The following is a 19853-nucleotide window of genomic DNA, read 5'->3' on the forward strand; positions in this document are numbered from 1 at the left end:
GCGCGGGGGGCGGGGCGCTCGCCCAACGCGTCCTTTTCCCGCAGCAGCGCCGCCGCCGTGTGGGCCGCTTCGCAGCCGGTGTTGATGAGAGCGACCTCCGGACCCATGACTTCATGGATCACGTCCCAGAGAAGGGGAAAATGGGTGCAGCCCAGAATCAGCGTGTCGATCTTTTCCTCGCGCAGCGGGATGAGATAACGCCGGGCCGTGAGCTTTGCAATCTCGTCGTCCTTGCGAAACCAGCCGCTCTCCACCAACGGGACGAACAGCGGGCATTCCCGGCTGAACACCTGAATGTCCGGATTTAGCGTATGCAGCGCCTTGTCGAAGGCCTTGCTCTTGATGGTGGCGGTGGTGCCGATGACGCCCACCCGCCCGGTCTTGGTGGCAGCGGCCGCCGCCTTGGAGGCGGGGTCCACCACCCCGATAAAGGGCAGCTGGATGGCCATCCCCACATGGGGCGCCACCGAGCTGACCGTGCCGCAGGCGGCGATGACCAGCTTAATGTCCATGCTGCTTAAAAAACGGATGTCCTGCGCCGCGTACTTTTCGATGGTTTTGACGCTGCGGGTGCCGTAGGGGACCCGGCCGGTATCGCCGAAATACACGATTTGTTCGTTTGGCAAAATGGTGCGCAGCTCTTTGACCGCCGTCAGTCCGCCGAGCCCCGAGTCGAACACGCCGATCGGACGGTTATCCATCAGCGGCACGCCCTTTCCAGCCCCAGCTCGATGAGCCGGGAAAGAAGCTCCGGATAAGGAAGGCCCGCCGCCTCAAAAAGCTTCGGGTACATGCTGATGGAGGTAAAACCGGGGATGGTGTTTGGCTCGTTTAAGAGGATCGCCCCGTCCGCCTCGCGCACAAAAAAGTCCACCCGCGCCATTCCTTCGCAGCCCAGGGCCAGAAAGGCCTCCACCGCCAGCCGGCGGATTTCCTCGATGGTCTCCTTCGCAAGGCGCGCCGGTATGTGCAGCTCGCTTTCCGATTGGTACTTGGCTTCGTAGTCGTAAAACTCGTTGCAGGGCACGATTTCGCCCACCGTGGCCGCCACCGGTTCCTCGTTTCCAAGAACCGCGCATTCCACTTCCTTGCCCACGATGGCCTCTTCGAACAAAATCCGTTCGTCGCAAGCGGCTGCCGCCTCGATGCAGCGGGCGAGCGCGGCCCGGTCTACGGCCTTGCCGACCCCCACCGAAGAACCGGCGTTTGCCGGCTTTACAAAGACCGGGTACCCCAGAGCCTTTTCCACCTTCTCGAAAACCGCCTCCGGGTCCTTTTTATAATCGAACGTCCGGCACCAGGTCCACTTAGCCTGGGGAATGCCGGCACTTTCAAGCGCCATGTTGGTATAGATTTTGTCCATCGTCAGCGCCGCCGCCGCGCATGAGCACCCTACAAAGGGAATGCCCGCCAGGGAAAGAAGGCCCTGGATGGTGCCGTCCTCGCCGTTTTTGCCGTGCAGCACGGGGAACACCACGTCGATGGGAAGAATGCACTCCCCGGTCTCCTCCCGGATCACCAGGCCGCCTGCCGCCATATCCGGCGAGAGATAGGCCGGCCGGTTGCCCGGATTCTTTTCCCAGTCCCCGTTTTCGATGGCGTCCACCGGCCCGGGATAATAAAACCAGCGCCCGTCCTTGGTGATGCCCACCATGACGACCTCATACCGGTCCCGGGGAATGTGGCTGAGCACCGAAGCCGCTGAAAGCCTGGAAATTTCATGCTCCGAGGAATTGCCGCCGAACAGCACGGCGACCGCGCGTTTATTCATATCGTAACCTCCAACCGTTCGTTCACCAATGATACAACTACATAGTTTACCATCAACCGCTTTCCTAAGTCAATGCTTATGAAGAAGCGGGCGGGCGGATTCTCCAAAGGGATGCGCTTTGGCCACAAAACAGGAGGAAATCTGCCGTTTTCCCAGGAAGAAGCCCAAGGGAAGATGACAAACGGGAAAAGCTATGGTACAATAAGGGCCAAGATCAGGAAAGGATGTGTCGTGCATTTGGAGAAAAATACGGCATTTGAATTGATTAAGGCTCGGGTGGCCGGCGTACTCAAGGAGCAGAACTTCCAGCTCAAAAGCGATGAGATTGTCGACGAACAGGACGGCAGTCGCTACGCCCTTTTTACCACGGAGAAAAGAGCGGTGGGCATCGTTTGGGATGCGAAGAAAAAGCGGTATGTGCTGCAGATCAGCACCGTGACCGACGGTGAGGTGGACGAAAGCTGGCGCACGCTGGCGCTGTGGCTGTTCGACCCTGAGAACCAGAACGATCAGGACGCCAAGTCCATCGCCAACGACTTTGAGGACTCCCTTGTGCAGCTCAATCCCAAAAACGCCCCTGCCAAGCGCGAGCCTACCACCAATAAAAAAAGTAAAATCACCATGGACGGCTTTGTGCAGAACTTTGTCAAGCTCTACCCCCAGTATCAGGATGAGCTCAACGCCCATGTGGAGCATTACGGCCAACTCCTGCCCGATACCTTTATCGACGAGGTTGTGGCGGAATATATGATGAGTATGCTCACCCAGAGGAAAAACGCCTTCATTAAAAAGTTATTCGAGTTCCTCAACAACCATTACAACAACGGCGACGACAACGTGCGTTCCGCCATTATGGTTACGCTGTTCCGCCACCTGCTGGATAACGAAGAGGCCGAGCGGCTGGCTCAGGAGACGTACATGTCCGAGACGCTTAAGCGTTCCTGGCTGCAAATGGGCCGGATGCTGAGGAAAAAAGGCGATAAGCTTCCCTGGTAAAGAAAGGACGTTCGCGGACCGGGATGCCGTGCAAAAGCAGCGGGCTTCGTCGTGCCGCCCGAAATGATACCATCCTTACGACAAGTGAACGGGAGGGATCCACATGGAGCAAAACGATCGAACCGGGCAGATGGGCTGCCCGCCCCAGCCCCAAAAGCCCGCGCGGCCTTACCAGCCTCCGGTAGAACCGTTCTATCCGTCCTATCAGCCTGGATACGGCCAGCCTTATGGAGCTGCGCCGGGCGGCTTTTCGCCACCGCAGACAGCAGGGCAGCAAATTCCGCCGGTATCCTGCCGGCAGGGAAGCCCTGCGGAGGAAGGGCGACGGGTTCCGCCTGCACCTCCTTTGGGCCATCCGGGTGAAACGAATCGGATGCCCCAGCCTCCCGCCACGGGTCAGTCCGTGCCAGGCGGACAAAACGCACCGGTGTATCCGGACAAAACGGCGCCTTTGACCGGAAATCCGCATCCAGGCAGAACGTCCGCTCTAGAGCCGGTGCCTTGTGTTGGTCCGCCGCCTGCGCCCCAGGAAGCGGGTGCGCAGGGCAATGGCGCGTATGCGGACCCGGCGGTACAAATCGTGTACCAAGGCCCGGTCTATGCAGCAAAAACCTCCGGGGAAGCTTTTCAGGCCCCGTCTCCCTCTCAGGGGACAGCGGCCGGGCAGCCGGGCATTTCTTTCCAGAACGGTCCGCAAGCCCAGTTTCAGAATACCGGCGGCCCGGCATCGACCTATCCGCCCCGCCCCTCTAAACCGGCGGGAAATGTGCCCCGCAAGGCCACCAAGGCCTATCAGAATATGCTTAAGACGGCCCGCCAGCCGAAAACCCTGGTGATGCTGGCACTGGTTCTGGTTTACGGCATCCTGTTTTCCGAGACCATTCTGCGTGCCGGTCTGGGCCTTTCGGTCCCGCTGACAGCGGCGGTTTTCTGCGGTATTTCCGTGTGGTACTGCAAAACCACCGGCGTGGAACTTTATAAACCCGCTATGGTTTTGCTTCTCCCCATTGGGCTCATCGCCGTGAGTTTTTTATTCATTGATTCGGGTGCGACCCATTTTCTAAACATGTGCCTGCTGTTAGTGCTCATCCCCATCCAGCTGACCGCTATGAACCGGGCGCATACGGCAGACCTCTTTTCTTTGGAAAGCTTCAAACGCGCGTTTCTTGAAGTGTTCTGCCGACCTTTTTCCAACCTGGATATGCCCTTATTGGCTTTTACCAGAAAAAAAGAACCGTCCTCCGGTAAAAACAAGGCAGCCCTTTGCATCCTAGTGGGAATTTTGGTGGCGCTGCCGGTGGGGCTTTTGTTCATCGCCCTCTTTTCCAGCGCGGACGCCAACTTCTCGAGCCTCTTCGGCAGGACCTTACAGTTCCTCGCGCAGAACGTCGGTTTTATCGTTACCGACGTGTTCTTCGGGCTTATCATCGCCCTGTTCTGCGCCGCTCTGTTCATCGGTCTCAAGGGCAGGCGGGAAGAAGAAACTCCGCAGAGGGAGGCGCAGGGCGCTCCTATACGCAAGGGCGGCCTGCCTGCCGCAGCGGTTGGAAGCTTTCTGACGGTAATCGTGCTCATCCACGCAGTTTTTGTGGGAGTGCAGTTTCAGTACCTGTTCGGTAACGGGAAGGGCCTGCTTCCCAATGACTGGACCTATTCCCAATACGCCCGCTGGGGGTATTGGGAATTGTCCCTGGCGCTGCTGATCGCGCTGATCCTGGTGGCGGTGGTGCTGTTTACGTCCAAGCGCAAAGAAAACGGACGGCTACCCATCTATGTGAGCCTTTCGCTCACCGCCTTAATTTTGTGCGACTTTGTGATTTTAGCCTCTTCCATCTACCGTATGCTCCTTTATATGGAGATGTATAACCTGACGGTTACCCGGCTGCTGGTGCTTTGGTCGATCGTCCTGATGGGCCTTTGCATGCTGTGGCTTTTAGGCCGGGTGTGGTTTGCCCGCTTTAAGGTGCTGCGCTGGTGCGCGGTAACGGTGATCGCCATGGTGATCGTGCTCAACGCGGCAAACGTAGACGTTCTCGTAGCAAGGGTAAATGTGGACCGGTATCTGGCTGGGCAGACCCAGGAGATCGACTGCCGGTACCTTTCCACCCTTTCGCCCGCCGCGGCGCCTCAGGTGGAGCGGCTGCTGAACACGGATGTGAAAGTGGAAGCCCGTGCGGCGCTGCGGGTACAGTCTTATAAGCTCGACCGGAAAAACTGGCGCAATTTCGCTATCCCGGACATGGAGGCGCGAAAGGTGATGCAACGAAACAACATTTCGTCGAGCCGGTATTATACGGGTTCTTATTCCTCTTCCCAGGAATTCCACGGATCCGGCGGCAGAGAAATTTAAATGCAGGAAAAGGGGCCGGGCCATAAGCCAGCGTCCCATAAGGAAGTAAAAGGATTAGGTGTCGGAACCGGCGTGATTTAACACGCCGGTTCCGATTCATTTAGGGACTTCCTTCCAATCTTCAAAGGAATGCGGATTTGTTCCACATAACCGTAGGGCGGATTGCCGGCGATAAGCTCCCCGGCTTCGCCACGTATTTTTACCACCGCCCGGATTTTCTTACTGGTGTCCTTGGCATAGTAGTCGTTAAATACATTTTTGAACACCGCAAAATCATTTTCCTCTTTGGCGCTGTCCACATCGTCGTTGATAGCGATAAAGCAGACATCTTAGGCGGGGAAGATGAAATCCTACAGCCGCCCCATGTAGGGGAATACTCCCTGCCCAGCCGGGACAAGTCTTTGACGATCACGGTGGATACGCTGTAATCCTCCACATATCTCATCACTTCCTGAAAGCCCGGCCTTTGAAAGTTGGTTCCAGAATATCCGTCGTCTACAAGGTCAAAATAATCCGTTCCCCAACAGCGGGATCAAAGTCTTTCAGCAGTTCATATAGTTTTTGTTCCTCGGTCATTCGCACTCTTCCTTTCGTCAACCGGCAAATTCAATGTGATAACGGCGGGCCTGCCAAGGCCCTGTTTCCGGCGGACAATCAGGCCACAGGATTCCAGTTCGTGAAATGCCCGTGCCGTCACCTGCCGCTTCGGCGGAGTTTCGCTTTGGCGTCCTCCACGGTAAAGTACAGGCGGATAGTCCCACCCGCTTCCATGTAGCCTTTCTTCCGGGAAATCCCCGCCCGGTCTAAAGAGTGTACAGCACCTTAGCGTCGTTGGATAAATCCAGAGGGATAAGGAACCGGGGAAAAATGAAATAAGATGAAATCTCCGTATCTGTTTTGTAGGGAATGTATCGCATAAATTCTCCTTCCCATTTTATCCCTCAATTTTTATGATAGATAGATGGACATTGACTTTTTCTCTAATTCTTGTTTCAAAAAGCTGGTAAAATCAAATTTTTACAACTTGGCAAGCAATGCAAACATATACATGTTTGCGATTTGATCGGGTTTTCTACCCGCTAAAATGCTTATTGGGGAATAACCCCATCCCTCAAAATCGCTACCTTCGGTAGCGGCTGTGCATCCTGCAGAGAATGAAAAATTGGAAAGAAACAAAAGAAAAACTCTATGTGAATGGATAAACCATTCACATAGAGTTTCCTTGTTGTCCATTCGCTTGGCATAGGTCCGTATTTCTGCAATACTTCTTTATGCTCCTCTGTCTTTTTTGCGGGGGTCTTTTGGACCAGTTATCTGTGTTTCGATACTACTTGCAGCAGCCGTGATACCCATCGTCGTTTGCAATATCCTCCGCTCTGGGCGGGAAGAACTGCTCCACCGGGAACCGGATCTTCTGGAACAGATCGCAAGGATTGTCGGTGGTGGTAGTGCATTCCTTATCCGGGATGCAGAAATCGTAGACGGGAATGAGCATCTGGACATTTCTCTCCAGCTGGATGATGGTGAACAAACCGATGGTTACGTATATGACCTTTTCCGGTCTGCAACCGCCCAGAGGTCCTCCGAAGCGGCGGCATATGCAATCGGGAATGACGCAGCCTTCGCTGCAGCAGTCGCAGCCGCCCCGGCACTCGCAGGGATCACATATCCGCGCAGAAAGAATGATCGGGTCGGCCACCTGACTAGCTGCCCACAAATGGGCAATGAGGTTCTTCCTGTCGGGTAAAATCTTGAAACCGGATCAAAACCGTGCCGTCTCCTTCCACCGTAATCTGTTCGAGGAGCCGGCGAAAGTCGCCGTTCTTCCACCGCTCCAAATCCAGCAGTTCCTGGGAGACGGCTTCTTCAGTTCCCGTCTCTTGCGGTCTTCGCTGCCAGTGGGAAAGCCGCTTTTCAAGTTCCAGTATTTTGGCCTCCAGGCGCGCGCGCTGGACTTTGAGCTCCTCCATAGACAGGATGCCTTCGGTATAAAGATCCTTCTGCCGCTCCATTTGTACGGCAAGGCGGCGAAGCTGCTCTTCCAGCTTTGCGGCGCTCTCTTGCTCCCGTTCCCCGGCAAGCCTTCGTCCCACCTCCCTTGCCACCTCCCGCCCAAAGACGTCCGGATCGCCCAGGATGGACAGGAGGTATCCCTTCAGATGGCAAAGCAGATCCTCTTCGTAGAGGTTTATGGTATTCGGACAGAAAGCGGCGGTGCGGTTGTGGTTTCCTGCACAGTGCCAGAACACATGGGTGCGCAGGCGGGAGGACCAAACCCGCCTGGTAAAGGAGTATCCGCAGTGACCGCACCGGATCAGGGTGCTAAAGCGGTGGCAGCCGCTGTACCGGCCAGCCGGGCCCTCTTCCTCCGGCATGCAGCGGCGCTGCCGCTCTTTCATAATCGCCTGGGCCTTTTCATACAGGTCCGGGTCCACAATCCGGTACTCCGCCCGGGGATGAACAAACCAGTCTTCCCTGGGCCTTGGCCGCTTGGCGCCGGTGAGAAAATCGATGGTCTCGGTTTTGTGGTTGAGAAGGACCCCGGCGTAGATGGGATTGGTCAGAATCCGGCGAATGGTTTTCGGTGACCATTCGCCTCCCTTTTTGGTGGGAATCCCCCTTTCATTCAGCTGTGCCGCAATCCGCCTGGTTCCAAGCCCCTCCTTCACATAAAGATGAAAGACTTCCGCCACCACCTGGGCCTCCCTAGGCGCAACCTGCAGGGTTTGGGCGTCTACCCGGTCGTATCCGTAGATGAAGTTGGGGACCTTTCCCTTCTTGGCGCTCACTTCCAATCCGAACTTGACCCGCCTGGAAAGGTTGGCACTTTCCTCTTGAGCCAAGGCGCTGAAAATAGTCAGCATGAACTCGCTGTTTCCCAGAACTGTCTGGTTGTTGGATAAAAACAAAATTTCCACATGGCTGGCTTTCAATTCCCGGATGGCCTGGAGGGAATCCACCGTGTTTCTGGCGAAACGGCTGATGTCCTTGACCACCACCATGTCAAAAAGCCCCAGCTTCGCGTCCGCAAGCAGACGGAGAAACTGGGTGCGGTTTTTGACCTGTTTGCCGGAAATGCCCTCGTCCGCATAAATTTGTACCAGAGCATATCCCTGTCTCTTGGCAAAGTCCTCAAAAAAGAGCTTTTGGTTTTCCAACGATTCGATTTGCGCTTCCTTGTCGGTGCTGACCCGGCAATAGGCGGCAATTCTCAAAATGGTCCTCCTTTGTAAACCTTGCGAAGCTCCGGCCCGATCCAACAATCGGACGAAGCCGGAGCTTTTTCTCAGAAATTATCCAGGAGCGATTTATAAAATTCACAGTAATCGCTTCTGTGTTCGGCGGTAAAGGCCATGGCCTCTTTGGGATGGCGGTTGAGCTGCCCGGTAAACATATATTGAAGGTCGTAGCCCCAGACAACTCCCGTTTCTCTAAGCGGGACCATATAATTCTCAATGAAGGTGAGCAGGCTGTAAAGGCTGAACTTAGGGTTTTTCAGAAAGCCCAGCAGAAGCTCCATGGCACAGTTTCCCGCGCCTCTGCCCATACCCATGGCCGTTGCGTCCAGGTAGGAAACCCCGTAAGACATGGTTTCAATCGTGTTCGCAAAGGCAAGGTTCTGATTGTTGTGCGCGTGAAAGCCAACCTTTTTTCCCGCCTTTTCCGCATAATCAATATACTTGCGGGCTAGGGCCGCCGCGTTTTCCGGATAGAGGGAGCCGTAGCTGTCCACCACATAAATGATATCGACACTTGAGCTGCAAAGCATATCCAGCGCGTCCTCGATCTGCTCGGTGCTCGCCTGCGAAACCGCCATGATGTTGCAGCTTGTTTCATAACCCAAGCGATGCAAGTATTCAATCATCTCAACGGCAGCGGGAATTTGGTGAATGTAGCACGCAACGCGGACGAAATCAATGACGCTCTCGCTTTTCGCAAGAAAATCCGTCTTAAAGTCGCAGCGGCCTACGTCCGCCATAACCGCTATTTTCATGTCGCTGACGTTGTCCCCGACGATGGAACGAAGATCCTCCTCGCTGCAGAACTTCCATTTTCCGAATTTTGAAGGATCAAACAGGTGTTTGCTGGCTTTGTAACCAAATTCCATGTAGTCCACGCCGCTCTTTACGTTGGCTTTGTAAAGCGCGGTAACGAATTCGTCCGTAAATTCAAAATTGTTGCAAAGCCCGCCGTCACGGATGGTTGCGTCCAGAACCTTCACATCGTCTCTGACGCTCATAAGACTGCCTTTTCTCAATGTCATGGATTTTCCACTCTTTTCATTTTACTTTAACGCTTTAAAGTTTTTAATTATCAAAATAATTTTACCATTCTCTCTGCTGTTTGTCAACTGCAAATAAAAAAGTCATCGGCAAATTAGTCCGTTTGTTTCCTATGGATTTCCTCCATGCGCTTCTCGATTACCAGTTCCTTGACCCGTTCCCGCGTGGCTGTCGGCGTGTTGGGATTTTGGATTTCATACCGCAGCTGGGGTGATTTTCCCTTTCCCATTTTCCCCCTCCTTTTGCTTGTTTTCTCTTTCTTCTTATATGAGAAAACGGGGCGTGTTATGAACGGGAAGAGCCTGCGCCGGTGCTCCTTCTTTGCAGCCTGCGGCTCCTGTATTCCAGACGCCCGGCGGACCAAATGCAATCGCTGCTTCGGCTTTTACAGAAAACCGGCGCCGTCAGGCTGACGGCGCCGGTTTTCTGAGCAATTCGATTTCTCAAAAGGTATCCCCGACCAGCCGCCATACGGCAGCCGGACAAGGCTCTTATACGCAAAGAAATGATAATAGGGCGGCCCTTATGCCAAGGCTTCGCCCAGCTTCACGCAGGCTTCCTGGGCGTCGTCGTCGGGCGCCTCGTTGCAAATGACGCTGTCGCAGGCGAGCTCCGCGCCGTCCCCAACACAGGTTTCCTCCCAGGTGCGCATCCATTCGCCGTCTCCCCAGCCGTAGGAGCCGAAGAGGGCGATTTTTTTGTCTTTAAGCTTTCCTTCGCACGCAGAAAACATGGGCTCAAACTCGCTTTCCTCCAGCTGTTCGGCGCCCATGGAGGGGCACCCGAAGGCCACTGCATCGAACTGGTCCATAGCGTCGGCATCAAATTCCGCCGAAGTAAAAAGCGTAACCTCAGCTCCCGCACCTTTGGCACCCTCTACTACCTTCTGGGCCATCTGTTCGGTGTTTCCGGTTCCGCTCCAATAAACAACTGCTACTTTACTCATAAAGACAAAACCTCTTTCCATGTATGTTTTGTATGTCAAGCAGCCACCGTCAGCTGCCAAACACTCCTTCCCTGATTCCAAAGGCGGGTATATACATCCCGGCATTTGCGGATCTTCTCAAAAGCCTTGCGGGCCTCGCATTCATCGCAATATACTTTCCAGCAGCCGGTGCATTTGCAATTTTTCCCTTCATTTCGGATAAACCCAATCACATCTCCCAGCGGATAGCCCAAAAAGAGCCCGATTTCATGAGGAAAGGAATCGCATTCCTTGAGCCGTTTTTTCAGCCGTCTCAGACAGTAGTCCACGCCGGTATGCCGATAGCCGTAGCCGGTGAGAAGCGGGGCAACGCCCGTTTTTTTCAGGTCTGCCTGCAAGTGCGCCCGGCGAAACACATAGATGAGCGCCGTATTTGCCTTTTTGCGCAAAAGAAGCAGGGAAATCCCCTTGCCGCCCAGCTGTGCGTTCCATCCGGCAAGCTGCCTGCGCAGTTCCTTTTCACAGGAAAAGGAAGCTGTAAAGAGATTCGCCGTTTTCAAAGACGCCAAGGTCGGCGCACAATGTAAAATCAGATATGGCTCCAGCAAAGGAATTCCCCCTTCTCCTTATCGTTTCAAACCATGCTCAGACAAAACCGAATGCAAAGCGGCGGCGCTGCTGGTATGAACCCGCGCAACCGGAACGTTGTTGCGTTTTGCTTCCTGGGAGGCGCTGATGACCATTTTGTGGGAAACGGTACTGGTGAAGAGAATCAGAAGGTCCGGGCAACCCATTTTCTTTTTGAGAGAACCGTTTTCTTTGGCGAACACCTTTGCCTTGCACCCATATTCCCTGCAGATGTTTTCATACTGGCAAACCATTCGTTCATTTCCGCCCACAATTACAATGCTCATAGTTGCTCCTTTCTGTTTTGACCTCTTATGCCTTCTGCGGCTGTTTGCCGCACGTATTTTCTATTTTCTCCGGACTCTTTGTTTCAAGGCCCGCTGCCCTGTCGAGAGAAGAGCAGGGCGGCTGTTTTTCCCAATGCCTTTTTCCGAATATTCCGGTTATTTTCCTTTTGATCGCGAACTTTCCTGCACAAAATCCAGAAGAATCGAAACGTTTCGTGCTACAAGTTAGTTAAAGCTAACTTAATGTGCTAAAAAAACGGCCTGCGCCGTGCTGATAGTAGCTTCCCCAACGATGCGCCGTCCATACCAATTTTAAAACGGATGGCTGAAAACGAATTTTTTCGGACCGTTTTTTGCGGCGGGCTTTCCCGTTTATCTTTGGCTGTTCTTCTCCGGCCCTTTTCGCCCCCCTCCGGCGGCAACGCAGGGTTTCATGCGGTTTGGGTCTTGTTGACGGAGCAGAAATCTGTTTTTCCTGCTCCGTCAACCCTTATTTTTGGAACACAAAGTGCCGCGTGCTCCTGACCCGGTCCGGGAAACGCCGGTCTTTAGGGGGGTTACTTTTTATGGCACATTCCCGAGGACGGGCAATGATCGCAGCCACAGCCGCAGCTGGACTTCCCCTTTTTCCGGTCCTTTTGAAGCTTTACGACGACCAGAACCACCACGGCCGCAATTGCCGCAGCAATTACAATGGTACCCCAGTTTGCCCAAAGGAAATCCAACATCTTTGCTTCCTCCTTACTCGATTTACACCTTCACCTTTGCTTTGAGGGTGTTGCTTTCTTTATACGGGCGCAACAGCAGGAAGAGAATCAGCGCCACGATGGCAAAGGCAGCGATGGAGCCGATGATGTTTCCCTGACCGGTAAACAGCATGCCCAGCTGGTAGACCACCAGGGAGATCGCATAGGCGAACACGCACTGGTACCCGATGGCGAAGAAGGTCCACTTGGCGCTGTTCATCTCCCGCTTGATGGCGCCGATGGCTGCAAAGCAGGGCGCGCACAGGAGGTTGAAGATCAGGAAGGAATAGGCCGAAAGAGGCGTGAAGAAGGTGCGCATGTTGACCCAGACCTGCCAGCCGTTCTCGGCCACTTCGTCGAATCCGCCGTAGAGCACGCCGAAGGTGCTCACCACGTTTTCCTTGGCGATGAGGCCGGTAATGGTGGCCACGGCCGCCTGCCAGTCGCCCCAGCCCAAGGGAGAGAAGATCCAGGCGATTGCGCCGCCGATGACCGCCAGGATGGAATTGTTGAGATCCTCCACCATACCGAAGCTGCCGTTTTCGAAGCCGAAGCCCTGCAAGAACCAAAGAAGAATGGCCGAAAGAAGAATGACCGTACCGGCCTTCTTGATGAAAGACCAGGCCCGTTCCCACATGGAGCGCAGAATGTTGCCCACCGTGGGCCAGTGGTAAGCCGGCAGCTCCATCACGAAAGGCGCCGGATCGCCCGCGAACATCTTGGTCTTTTTGAGCATGATACCGGAGAGGATGATGGCCGCAATGCCGATGAAGTAGGCGCTGGGCGCCACCCACCAGGCTCCGCCGAACAGTGCGCCCGCAATCAGAGCGATGATCGGCAGCTTTGCGCTGCAGGGGATAAAGGTGGTGGTCATAACGGTCATCTTGCGGTCCCGGTCGTTTTCGATGGTCCGGGAGGCCATAACGCCGGGGATGCCGCAGCCGGTGCCGATGAGCATGGGGATAAAGGACTTGCCGGACAGGCCGAACTTACGGAAAATCCGGTCCAGGACAAAAGCGATACGCGCCATGTACCCGCAGGACTCCAAAAATGCAAGCAGCAAAAAGAGGACCAGCATCTGGGGAACGAAGCCCAGGACCGCGCCGACGCCGCCGATGATACCGTCTAGAATCAAGCCCTGGAGCCAGTCCGCACAGTGGATGGAATTGAGGCCGCTGCTGACCAGAGAGGGAATACTGGGCACCCACACGCCGTAGTTGGCGGGATCGGGTTCTTCCATGGAAGCCGCCTGCGTATAAGCGGCAAAGTCCACGGGGATTTCTTCCTCTATATTTCCTTCGTCGTCATAGAGATAAGCGGTGGTGGTCAGGTCGGTGGCCTCAGCGGGATCCAGCTCCGCTTCCTCGGCGGCCGACTCGAAGGCCTCCACCATGGCGCCGGGAACCACATATTCCTCCGCCGCTTCCTCGTATTCGGCCGAACCGATGGCAAAGAGGTGGAAGCCGTCGCCGAATACGCCGTCGTTGGCCCAGTCGGTGGCCCAGGTGCCTACCGTGGTGACCGACAGGAAATAGACGATAAACATAACCACCGCGAAAATCGGCAGAGCCAGCCAGCGGTTGGTTACCACCTTGTCGATCTTGTCGGAGGTGGAAAGCTTGCCGCGGTTCTTTTTCTGGTAGCAGCTCTTGATGATGGACGCGATATACACGTACCGCTCGTTGGTGATGATGCTCTCCGCGTCGTCGTCAAGCTCCTTTTCCGCAGCCTTGATGTCCTCTTCGATGTGGCCGAGAACGGTTTTGTCCAGGTTCAGCTGGGACAGGACCTTTTCGTCCCGCTCGAAGATCTTAATGGCATACCAGCGCTGCTGCTCGGCGGGCAGGTTGTGCACCGCCGCCTCTTCAATGTGAGCGATGGCGTGTTCCACCGGGCCGCTGAAACTATGCTGGGGGATCGTCTTGGCGCCTCCGGCCGCTTTGACCGCCGCCTCGGCCGCCTCCATGATCCCGGTACCTTTTAAAGCCGAAATCTCCACGACGTTACATCCCAGCTGGCGGGAAAGCTCGTCGATGTGGATGCGGTCGCCGTTTTTCTTGACTACGTCCATCATGTTGACCGCAACCACTACCGGAATACCCAGCTCGGTCAACTGCGTCGTCAGGTACAGGTTGCGCTCCAGATTGGTGCCATCAATGATGTTGAGAATGGCGTCAGGGCGCTCATTGATGAGATAGTTTCTCGCCACCACTTCTTCCAAGGTGTAAGGCGAAAGAGAGTAAATGCCCGGAAGGTCCATGATGACCACATTGCTGTGTTTTTTCAGCTTCCCTTCCTTTTTTTCCACGGTAACGCCCGGCCAGTTTCCCACGAACTGGTTGGCGCCGGTCAGTGCATTGAACAGGGTGGTTTTTCCGCTGTTCGGGTTGCCCGCTAAGGCAATTCGGATATCCATGCCGCGTCGTTCCTTTCCCTATGTAATTAGTCCATACTAACCATTGTACCGAAAAAAACGGGGCATTTGCGCCCCCATTTTTCTCCTACTCCACCTCGATCATCTCAGCGTCCGCCTTGCGGATGGAAAGCTCGTAGCCCCGTACGGTGACCTCCACCGGATCGCCCAAAGGCGCTACCTTGCGTACTTGCACACGGGTGCCTTTTGTGAGGCCCATGTCCATAATGCGGCGCTTGACCGCACCCTCGCCGTGGAGCTTGACCACCGTCGCCACGTCGCCCACCTTTGCCTGCCTAAGCGTTTTCATGCCTGTTTCCTCCTCGTTTCCATCAACTGGGTTATACCATTATTTTGCTGGCCATTTCGCGGCTGATCGCCACGCGGGAATCCTTGACATTGACAATGAGATTCCCTGCAATGGTGGAAATCACAGTAACATTCCCGCCGGTGACAAATCCCAGGTTCTCCAAGTGGGCCTTTACCTCCGGACTTCCGCCCACCTTTCGAATCAGGTTCTCTTCCCCGACGTTTGCAAATATCAACGGCATCATGTTTCACCCCCGCCTTTCAGTAAGCATAAGCTAACCATCTTGTAAAAAATATAGTTAGCACTTACTAACCTCGTATATGTTAGCTCGCGCTAACAATTTTGTCAAGGGGTTTTTCAAAAAACTCCTTTCTTTTTTTCGGTTTTAGGCAAAGGCTCCCCACGACTTGCATTTGCGTGCATAAATATGGTATACTATAAATTAGAATTTGTGGATAATCACGAAATACGACAGAGTGGTGGATCATGAAGATACAAGAATCGGCAGAAAACTATTTAGAAACCATATTGATGCTGCAAAAACGCAAGGGCGCGGTGCGCTCCATCGACGTTGCCAACGAACTGGGATTCTCCAAGCCCAGCGTCAGCGTGGCGATGAAAAACCTGCGGGAAAACGGGTACATTGACGTGGACCCGGACGGGTTTTTGATCCTACTGGACGCGGGGCGGCAGATCGCGGAAAAAATGTATGAGCGCCATACCCTTTTGTCCGACTGGCTGATGACTCTGGGCGTGGACCCAGACACGGCGGTGCATGACGCCTGCCGCATCGAGCACGTCATCAGCAGCGAAAGCTTCGACGCCATCAAGAGGCACACAAAGCAAAAAGAATAAAAACGTTGAACGCATACAAAGCCCGACGTAGAAGCGGTTCGCTTCCCTATTCCGGGTTTGCTGCGGTATGGAGCAGGCAGTCCATCTTCGGCGGAAGGGGCTGTCTGAATACAGCGCTGTGGCGCTGGCTGCGTTTGCACGTAAAAAAGGGCAGGGATGCCATAGGTCCCTGCCCTTTTTCGTCGGGCTGGGGCCGGTCTGCCCAAAACGCTGCGTTCCATTTCCCATTTGTGGGCGCCTGCCTGGCAAACTGCCTTGGGCAGGTTTCCGGTCATCCGGTACTGATCGTCGCTGTCGTCAAAGCGGTAGTCGGAAGCGAACACCTTGACCGCGCCCTCACTGCCGTACAGAATCACCTTCTTGTTGAAGACCGCAAGGCCGTCGATGGTGCAGGGATGGGCCGCCGGAGAAGCGTACACATCGACCACCACATCGAAGAAGAAGGTCATATCCACCGAGTAGAATCCTTTGTTGAAAGGAACCGGCTCGATATCAATGTACACGGTGATGACGTCGGCTCTGCGGCTGCGTACGCTCACAGCCTGGTCGACAATCCGCTGGTTGCATTCGGTGAAGTATACCCTAAGATCTTCCAGGCAGTCTTTGTCCGAGCAGGAATCGTAAATTCTGCTGGTATCAATGCAGACTGCCTCTTTGAAGTTTCCGCTGTTGAAGCCATCGCATGTCTGAAACCTGTTATCAGCCATAATGAATCCTCCTGTTTGTGTATTGAAGCTGTCACTTCAATATCAGTGTATGTGTCTGCGCGGTTCGCGTCACTAAAATGTGCGCGTTTTGAGAGGGAAAAGACAAGTTCCCGGCGAAAACCATCGCCTTTGCCGCCTTTAAAGGCCGGTCAACACATGGAAACTTTCTTTGGGGGAATTCCGGCAACCGCGCTGTTTTGCCGTTTTCCATCCACACCCAGGCTATGCCCGGGCAAGAAAAAGGTGCGGCTTTTGCCAAAGAAAGTCACGCTTTTTTCTTTTTTTGATTTTGGGTGCCGACCTGCCGGAAAGAATGCATTTGCTTTTGAGGGCAAATTGCGGTAAAATGGAAGAATGGAAAACGACAGCCGATTTGACTAATAGGAGCGAGCAGATGAATTCGGAGTATAGCGCAGTCCGGCGCAAGGCGCTGGAAAAAATTTTTGGCCGCATGAACGACATGCAAAAACAGGCGGTATTTCAGACCGAGGGCCCTTTGCTGATTCTGGCGGGCGCGGGAAGCGGAAAAACCACGGTGCTTGTCAACCGCATCGCAAACCTCATCCGGTTCGGCAAGGCCTATCATTCGGACCAGGTTCCGGAAGAGATCGACGACGAGGCGCTGGGCCGGCTTAACTCGTTTGTGGAAGGAACCGAGCCGGACGATGGACAGCTCGACTCCCTTTTGGCGGTGGAGCCAGTGCGTCCGTGGCGGATTCTTGCCATTACCTTTACAAATAAAGCGGCGGGCGAGCTCAAAGACCGAATTGACAAAATGCTGCCCACCGGCGGCGCCGATGTTTGGGCCGCCACCTTTCATTCCACCTGCGCCCGGTTTTTGCGCCGGGACGCCGACCGGCTCGGATACAGCAGCAATTTCGCCATTTATGACACCGACGACCAGAAACGCCTGCTCAAGGAATGCATGAAGGCGCTGCGGGTGGACGACAAGGTGATGCCGGTGCGCAGCGTATTAAACCACATCAGTCACGCAAAGGACTCCATGATCGACCCGAAACGCTTTGTGGAAGCGGCGGGGAGCGACCTGCGTCTGAAAAAAATCGGAGAAATCTATCAAATGTACCAGCGGCGCTTAAAGGAAGCAGACGCCATGGACTTCGACGATTTGCTGATGCAGACGGTCATCCTCCTCAGGGAGAATGAGGACATCCGCACCCATTACCAGAACCGGTTTCGCTACATCATGGTGGACGAATACCAGGACACCAATCAGGTCCAATACCAGCTGGTCAGCCTCCTTTCCGAGGGCCACCGCAACCTGTGCGTGGTGGGCGACGACGACCAGAGCATCTATAAGTTCCGCGGGGCCACCATTGAGAACATCCTGAGCTTCGAGCGGCAATACCCGGACGCAAAGGTGATCCGCCTCGAGCAGAACTATCGGTCCACCGCTTGTATCTTGGACGCGGCCAACGCCGTGATCGAAAACAACAAGGAGCGAAAGGGCAAAAATCTCTGGACCGACAAAAAGGGCGGCGATAAGATCGTTAAGCTTCTGTGCGACAACGAGCAGGAGGAAGCCGCTTTTATGACCGAAAAAATTGTGGAAGCGGCGGCGGCCGGGCGCAAGTTTTCCGAGTTCGCGGTCCTCTACCGGGTCAACGCCCAGGCTTCCGCTATTGAGCGGGCGTTTGTGAAGGCGGGGGTCCCCTACCGGATTCTGGCCGGTCTTCGGTTCTATGAGCATAAGGAAGTCAAGGATATGCTGGCATACTTAAGCGTGGTCAACAACCATGCCGATACCGTCCGTCTGCGCCGCATCATCAACGAACCCAAGCGCCAGATCGGGGACGCGACGGTTGCCACCGCTATGGAAATCGCGGCCCAGGAGAACCTTCCCTTGTTCGACGTCATCGAGCAGGCCGACCGGTTTGCCGCTTTCTCCCGTTCCGCCCCCAGGCTTACCGCCTTTGCGCGGATGATCCGGGAATTTGAAGAAGAGATGGAAATTCTGCCGCTGCACGACGTGTATAAGCACATGCTCGAGCGCACCGGGTACCTTTCCATGCTGGAAGCCCAGGGGGAGGAGGCCCAGAGCCGGATTGAGAACATCAACGAACTCGCCTCCGCCATCATGACCTATGAGGACGAAAACGAGCAGCCCACCCTGGCCGGTTTCTTGGAGGAAATCTCTCTGATGACCGATGTGGACAACTACGATTCCAGCGCCGACGCGGTGACTCTGATGACCCTGCACGCGGCCAAAGGCCTGGAATTCCCGGTGGTGTTTATCCCCGGCATGGAGGAAGGCATCTTTCCGGGCATGCAGGCCATCTATAACCCCGACCAGATCGAGGAAGAGCGGCGGCTTGCCTATGTGGGCATCACCCGGGCGAAGGAACAGCTTTACCTTTCCTCGTGCTGCTCGCGCATGCTTTACGGTTCCACCGCCCGCAACAAGGTTTCCCGCTTTTCCGAGGAAATCCCGGAAGAGCTGGTGGAATGCATTGAAAAGGTCACCATGCGCCGCCCGGCGGCACAACGGGTACGTCAGCCGGACGAACGCAAGCAGGCCTTTGCCATTGCCGCCAATGCCGCCCGGCGGGTCGGCACCGGGTCGGACAATTCCGCACACATGACCAAGAAGGCTCTTTTCTCGGTGGGCGACCGGGTCTCTCACAAAGCCTTTGGGCCGGGTATGGTCATCTCGGTCAAGCCGGTGGGCAACGATACCCTGGTGGAGGTGGCCTTCGATCAAGTAGGTACCAAAAAGCTCATGGCTAATTTTGCAAGGTTAACCCGGCAGTAACCGGATACCCTTTGGAATCGACCGATTGTAAAAAAAGCGTCCCGATTTCCTTGAAGGAAACGGGGGCGCTTTTTCTATGATCTCATTTGCGGCAAAACGCAGGGGACGGATTAAAATCCGTCCCCTGCGTTTGTTTTTCATGCGCTTACTATGCGCGGGCCTTTCTTTTCCTGAGAACAAGAAGAATCACAAGCAGGGCCACACAGGCGACGGCCGCCATCGCCAGCCAAAACGCAGCGCTGCCAGAGACGCCGGTATCCGGCGGCCGCGGATCGTCGGGAGAAACCGGAAGCTCCTCTGCTTTGAACTGCCAGTCCAAATACCCGGCGGCATCCTGAAAGGCATTTCCGAGCGTCAGCGGAACGTCCAGCGTCACCTCCAAATCCACCTGAGCCCCGGAATAAAAGGTCCCCAGGTACACCCAATCGGTCAGTCCGCCCGTCTGGTCCGCAGGAGCGGCAAAGAGGGGGGAATCGCCCTCCTGGGCCACCGTCAGCCCCAGCTGGGAAAGAAATTCCTCCGACCCTTCCTTTGCGCCAAGCGCGCGCAGATAAAGCTTGACCTTCACTTGGTTGGAAGCGTCGTTGTGAATTTCAATCGTTTGCGTCAGCTTGTCACCGGGCATCACCTCTTTGAAATCCATAAACAAGTCGGTGGGAGACTGTTCGCTTCCCGGAGCGAACACAAACTTCTGCGCGCTCCCATCATAGGTGACGCTCCCCTGTGCGAAGGCCGGAAGGGTCAGGCTCATCAGCAGCGCCAGCACCACAAGAGGCAGGACAAGTGTTTTTCTCAACGTTTTCATATCCGCAC

20 protein-coding genes are annotated in these 19853 nt (G+C 55.0%); 6 read left to right on the top strand and 14 right to left on the bottom strand.

Annotated features, from left to right (window positions below; translation table 11 throughout):
• Positions 1-701, bottom strand: a 701-nt coding sequence (gene murI / locus WMO26_RS03670; protein WP_349218209.1) for a glutamate racemase, incomplete at its 3' end; no start/stop codon positions are given.
• Complete coding sequence (locus tag WMO26_RS03675; RefSeq protein ID WP_349218210.1) at positions 701-1771, bottom strand: D-alanine--D-alanine ligase family protein; 1071 nt, start codon at positions 1769-1771, stop codon at positions 701-703. The genes WMO26_RS03675 and murI, both read right to left, overlap by 1 nt.
• Positions 1772-2008: 237 nt before the next feature.
• Between WMO26_RS03675 and WMO26_RS03680 the strand changes: the two genes are divergently transcribed.
• The 3 genes from WMO26_RS03680 to WMO26_RS03690 all read left to right on the top strand — a co-directional run bounded on the left by WMO26_RS03680 (position 2009) and on the right by WMO26_RS03690 (position 5545).
• Positions 2009-2767 carry a DUF7674 family protein gene (locus tag WMO26_RS03680; protein WP_349218211.1) on the top strand — a complete coding sequence of 253 codons (759 nt, stop codon included), beginning with the start codon at positions 2009-2011 and terminating at the stop codon, positions 2765-2767.
• Positions 2768-2870: 103 nt separating this feature from the next.
• Positions 2871-5117, top strand: coding sequence for a DUF4153 domain-containing protein (locus WMO26_RS03685; RefSeq protein WP_349218213.1), 2247 nt, complete (start codon positions 2871-2873; stop codon positions 5115-5117).
• A 137-nt stretch (positions 5118-5254) separates the two neighbouring features.
• The gene (locus tag WMO26_RS03690) at positions 5255-5545 is read left to right on the top strand and encodes a hypothetical protein (RefSeq protein WP_349218414.1); all 291 of its coding nucleotides are present in this window, start codon (positions 5255-5257) and stop codon (positions 5543-5545) included.
• A gap of 899 nt (positions 5546-6444) precedes the next feature.
• Here WMO26_RS03690 and WMO26_RS03695 read toward each other — a convergent pair.
• The 11 genes from WMO26_RS03695 to WMO26_RS03745 all read right to left on the bottom strand — a co-directional run bounded on the left by WMO26_RS03695 (position 6445) and on the right by WMO26_RS03745 (position 14952).
• Positions 6445-6816 (bottom strand): hypothetical protein, encoded by a 372-nt coding sequence (locus WMO26_RS03695; protein ID WP_349218214.1) that lies wholly within the window; start codon positions 6814-6816, stop codon positions 6445-6447.
• 4 nt (positions 6817-6820) lie between these two features.
• Positions 6821-8332 (bottom strand): recombinase family protein, encoded by a 1512-nt coding sequence (locus WMO26_RS03700; RefSeq protein ID WP_349218215.1) that lies wholly within the window; start codon positions 8330-8332, stop codon positions 6821-6823.
• A gap of 71 nt (positions 8333-8403) precedes the next feature.
• A complete protein-coding gene (locus WMO26_RS03705) occupies positions 8404-9357 on the bottom strand; it encodes an aldolase catalytic domain-containing protein (RefSeq protein WP_349218217.1) in 954 nt (317 codons plus the stop codon).
• Between the two features lie 137 nt (positions 9358-9494).
• Positions 9495-9629 carry a hypothetical protein gene (locus WMO26_RS03710; protein WP_349218218.1) on the bottom strand — a complete coding sequence of 45 codons (135 nt, stop codon included), beginning with the start codon at positions 9627-9629 and terminating at the stop codon, positions 9495-9497.
• Positions 9630-9923: 294 nt separating this feature from the next.
• On the bottom strand, positions 9924-10346 hold the full coding sequence (locus WMO26_RS03715; protein ID WP_349218219.1) for a flavodoxin: 423 nt from the start codon (positions 10344-10346) through the stop codon (positions 9924-9926).
• A gap of 35 nt (positions 10347-10381) precedes the next feature.
• Positions 10382-10933 carry a DUF3793 family protein gene (locus WMO26_RS03720; protein WP_349218220.1) on the bottom strand — a complete coding sequence of 184 codons (552 nt, stop codon included), beginning with the start codon at positions 10931-10933 and terminating at the stop codon, positions 10382-10384.
• An 18-nt stretch (positions 10934-10951) separates the two neighbouring features.
• Entirely contained in the window at positions 10952-11239 is a 288-nt protein-coding gene (locus tag WMO26_RS03725) for a DUF2325 domain-containing protein (protein WP_349218221.1), read from the bottom strand.
• Positions 11240-11796: 557 nt separating this feature from the next.
• On the bottom strand, positions 11797-11967 hold the full coding sequence (locus tag WMO26_RS03730) for a FeoB-associated Cys-rich membrane protein (protein WP_349218223.1): 171 nt from the start codon (positions 11965-11967) through the stop codon (positions 11797-11799).
• Between the two features lie 22 nt (positions 11968-11989).
• Positions 11990-14401, bottom strand: coding sequence for a ferrous iron transport protein B (feoB, locus tag WMO26_RS03735; protein ID WP_349218225.1), 2412 nt, complete (start codon positions 14399-14401; stop codon positions 11990-11992).
• Positions 14402-14486: 85 nt separating this feature from the next.
• A complete protein-coding gene (locus tag WMO26_RS03740) occupies positions 14487-14708 on the bottom strand; it encodes a FeoA family protein (RefSeq protein WP_349218226.1) in 222 nt (73 codons plus the stop codon).
• 31 nt (positions 14709-14739) lie between these two features.
• On the bottom strand, positions 14740-14952 hold the full coding sequence (locus WMO26_RS03745; RefSeq protein ID WP_349218228.1) for a FeoA family protein: 213 nt from the start codon (positions 14950-14952) through the stop codon (positions 14740-14742).
• Between the two features lie 242 nt (positions 14953-15194).
• Here WMO26_RS03745 and WMO26_RS03750 point away from each other — a divergent pair, with 242 nt between their 5' ends.
• From WMO26_RS03750 to WMO26_RS03760, 3 genes are read left to right on the top strand one after another with little or no spacing between them, the layout of a single operon-like run.
• Complete coding sequence (locus WMO26_RS03750; RefSeq protein ID WP_349218230.1) at positions 15195-15563, top strand: metal-dependent transcriptional regulator; 369 nt, start codon at positions 15195-15197, stop codon at positions 15561-15563.
• A gap of 5 nt (positions 15564-15568) precedes the next feature.
• Entirely contained in the window at positions 15569-16615 is a 1047-nt protein-coding gene (locus tag WMO26_RS03755; RefSeq protein ID WP_349218231.1) for a hypothetical protein, read from the top strand.
• 49 nt (positions 16616-16664) lie between these two features.
• Positions 16665-19040 (top strand): ATP-dependent helicase, encoded by a 2376-nt coding sequence (locus tag WMO26_RS03760; RefSeq protein ID WP_349218233.1) that lies wholly within the window; start codon positions 16665-16667, stop codon positions 19038-19040.
• A 148-nt stretch (positions 19041-19188) separates the two neighbouring features.
• On the opposite strand, the gene WMO26_RS03765 is transcribed toward WMO26_RS03760, so the two are convergent.
• Positions 19189-19845 carry a hypothetical protein gene (locus tag WMO26_RS03765; protein WP_349218234.1) on the bottom strand — a complete coding sequence of 219 codons (657 nt, stop codon included), beginning with the start codon at positions 19843-19845 and terminating at the stop codon, positions 19189-19191.
• Between the last annotated feature and the right edge of the window lie 8 nt (positions 19846-19853).

Origin of the sequence: Solibaculum intestinale (genome assembly GCF_040096205.1) — a bacterium.
GTDB classification, from domain to species: Bacteria; Bacillota; Clostridia; order Oscillospirales; family Acutalibacteraceae; genus Solibaculum_A; species Solibaculum_A intestinale.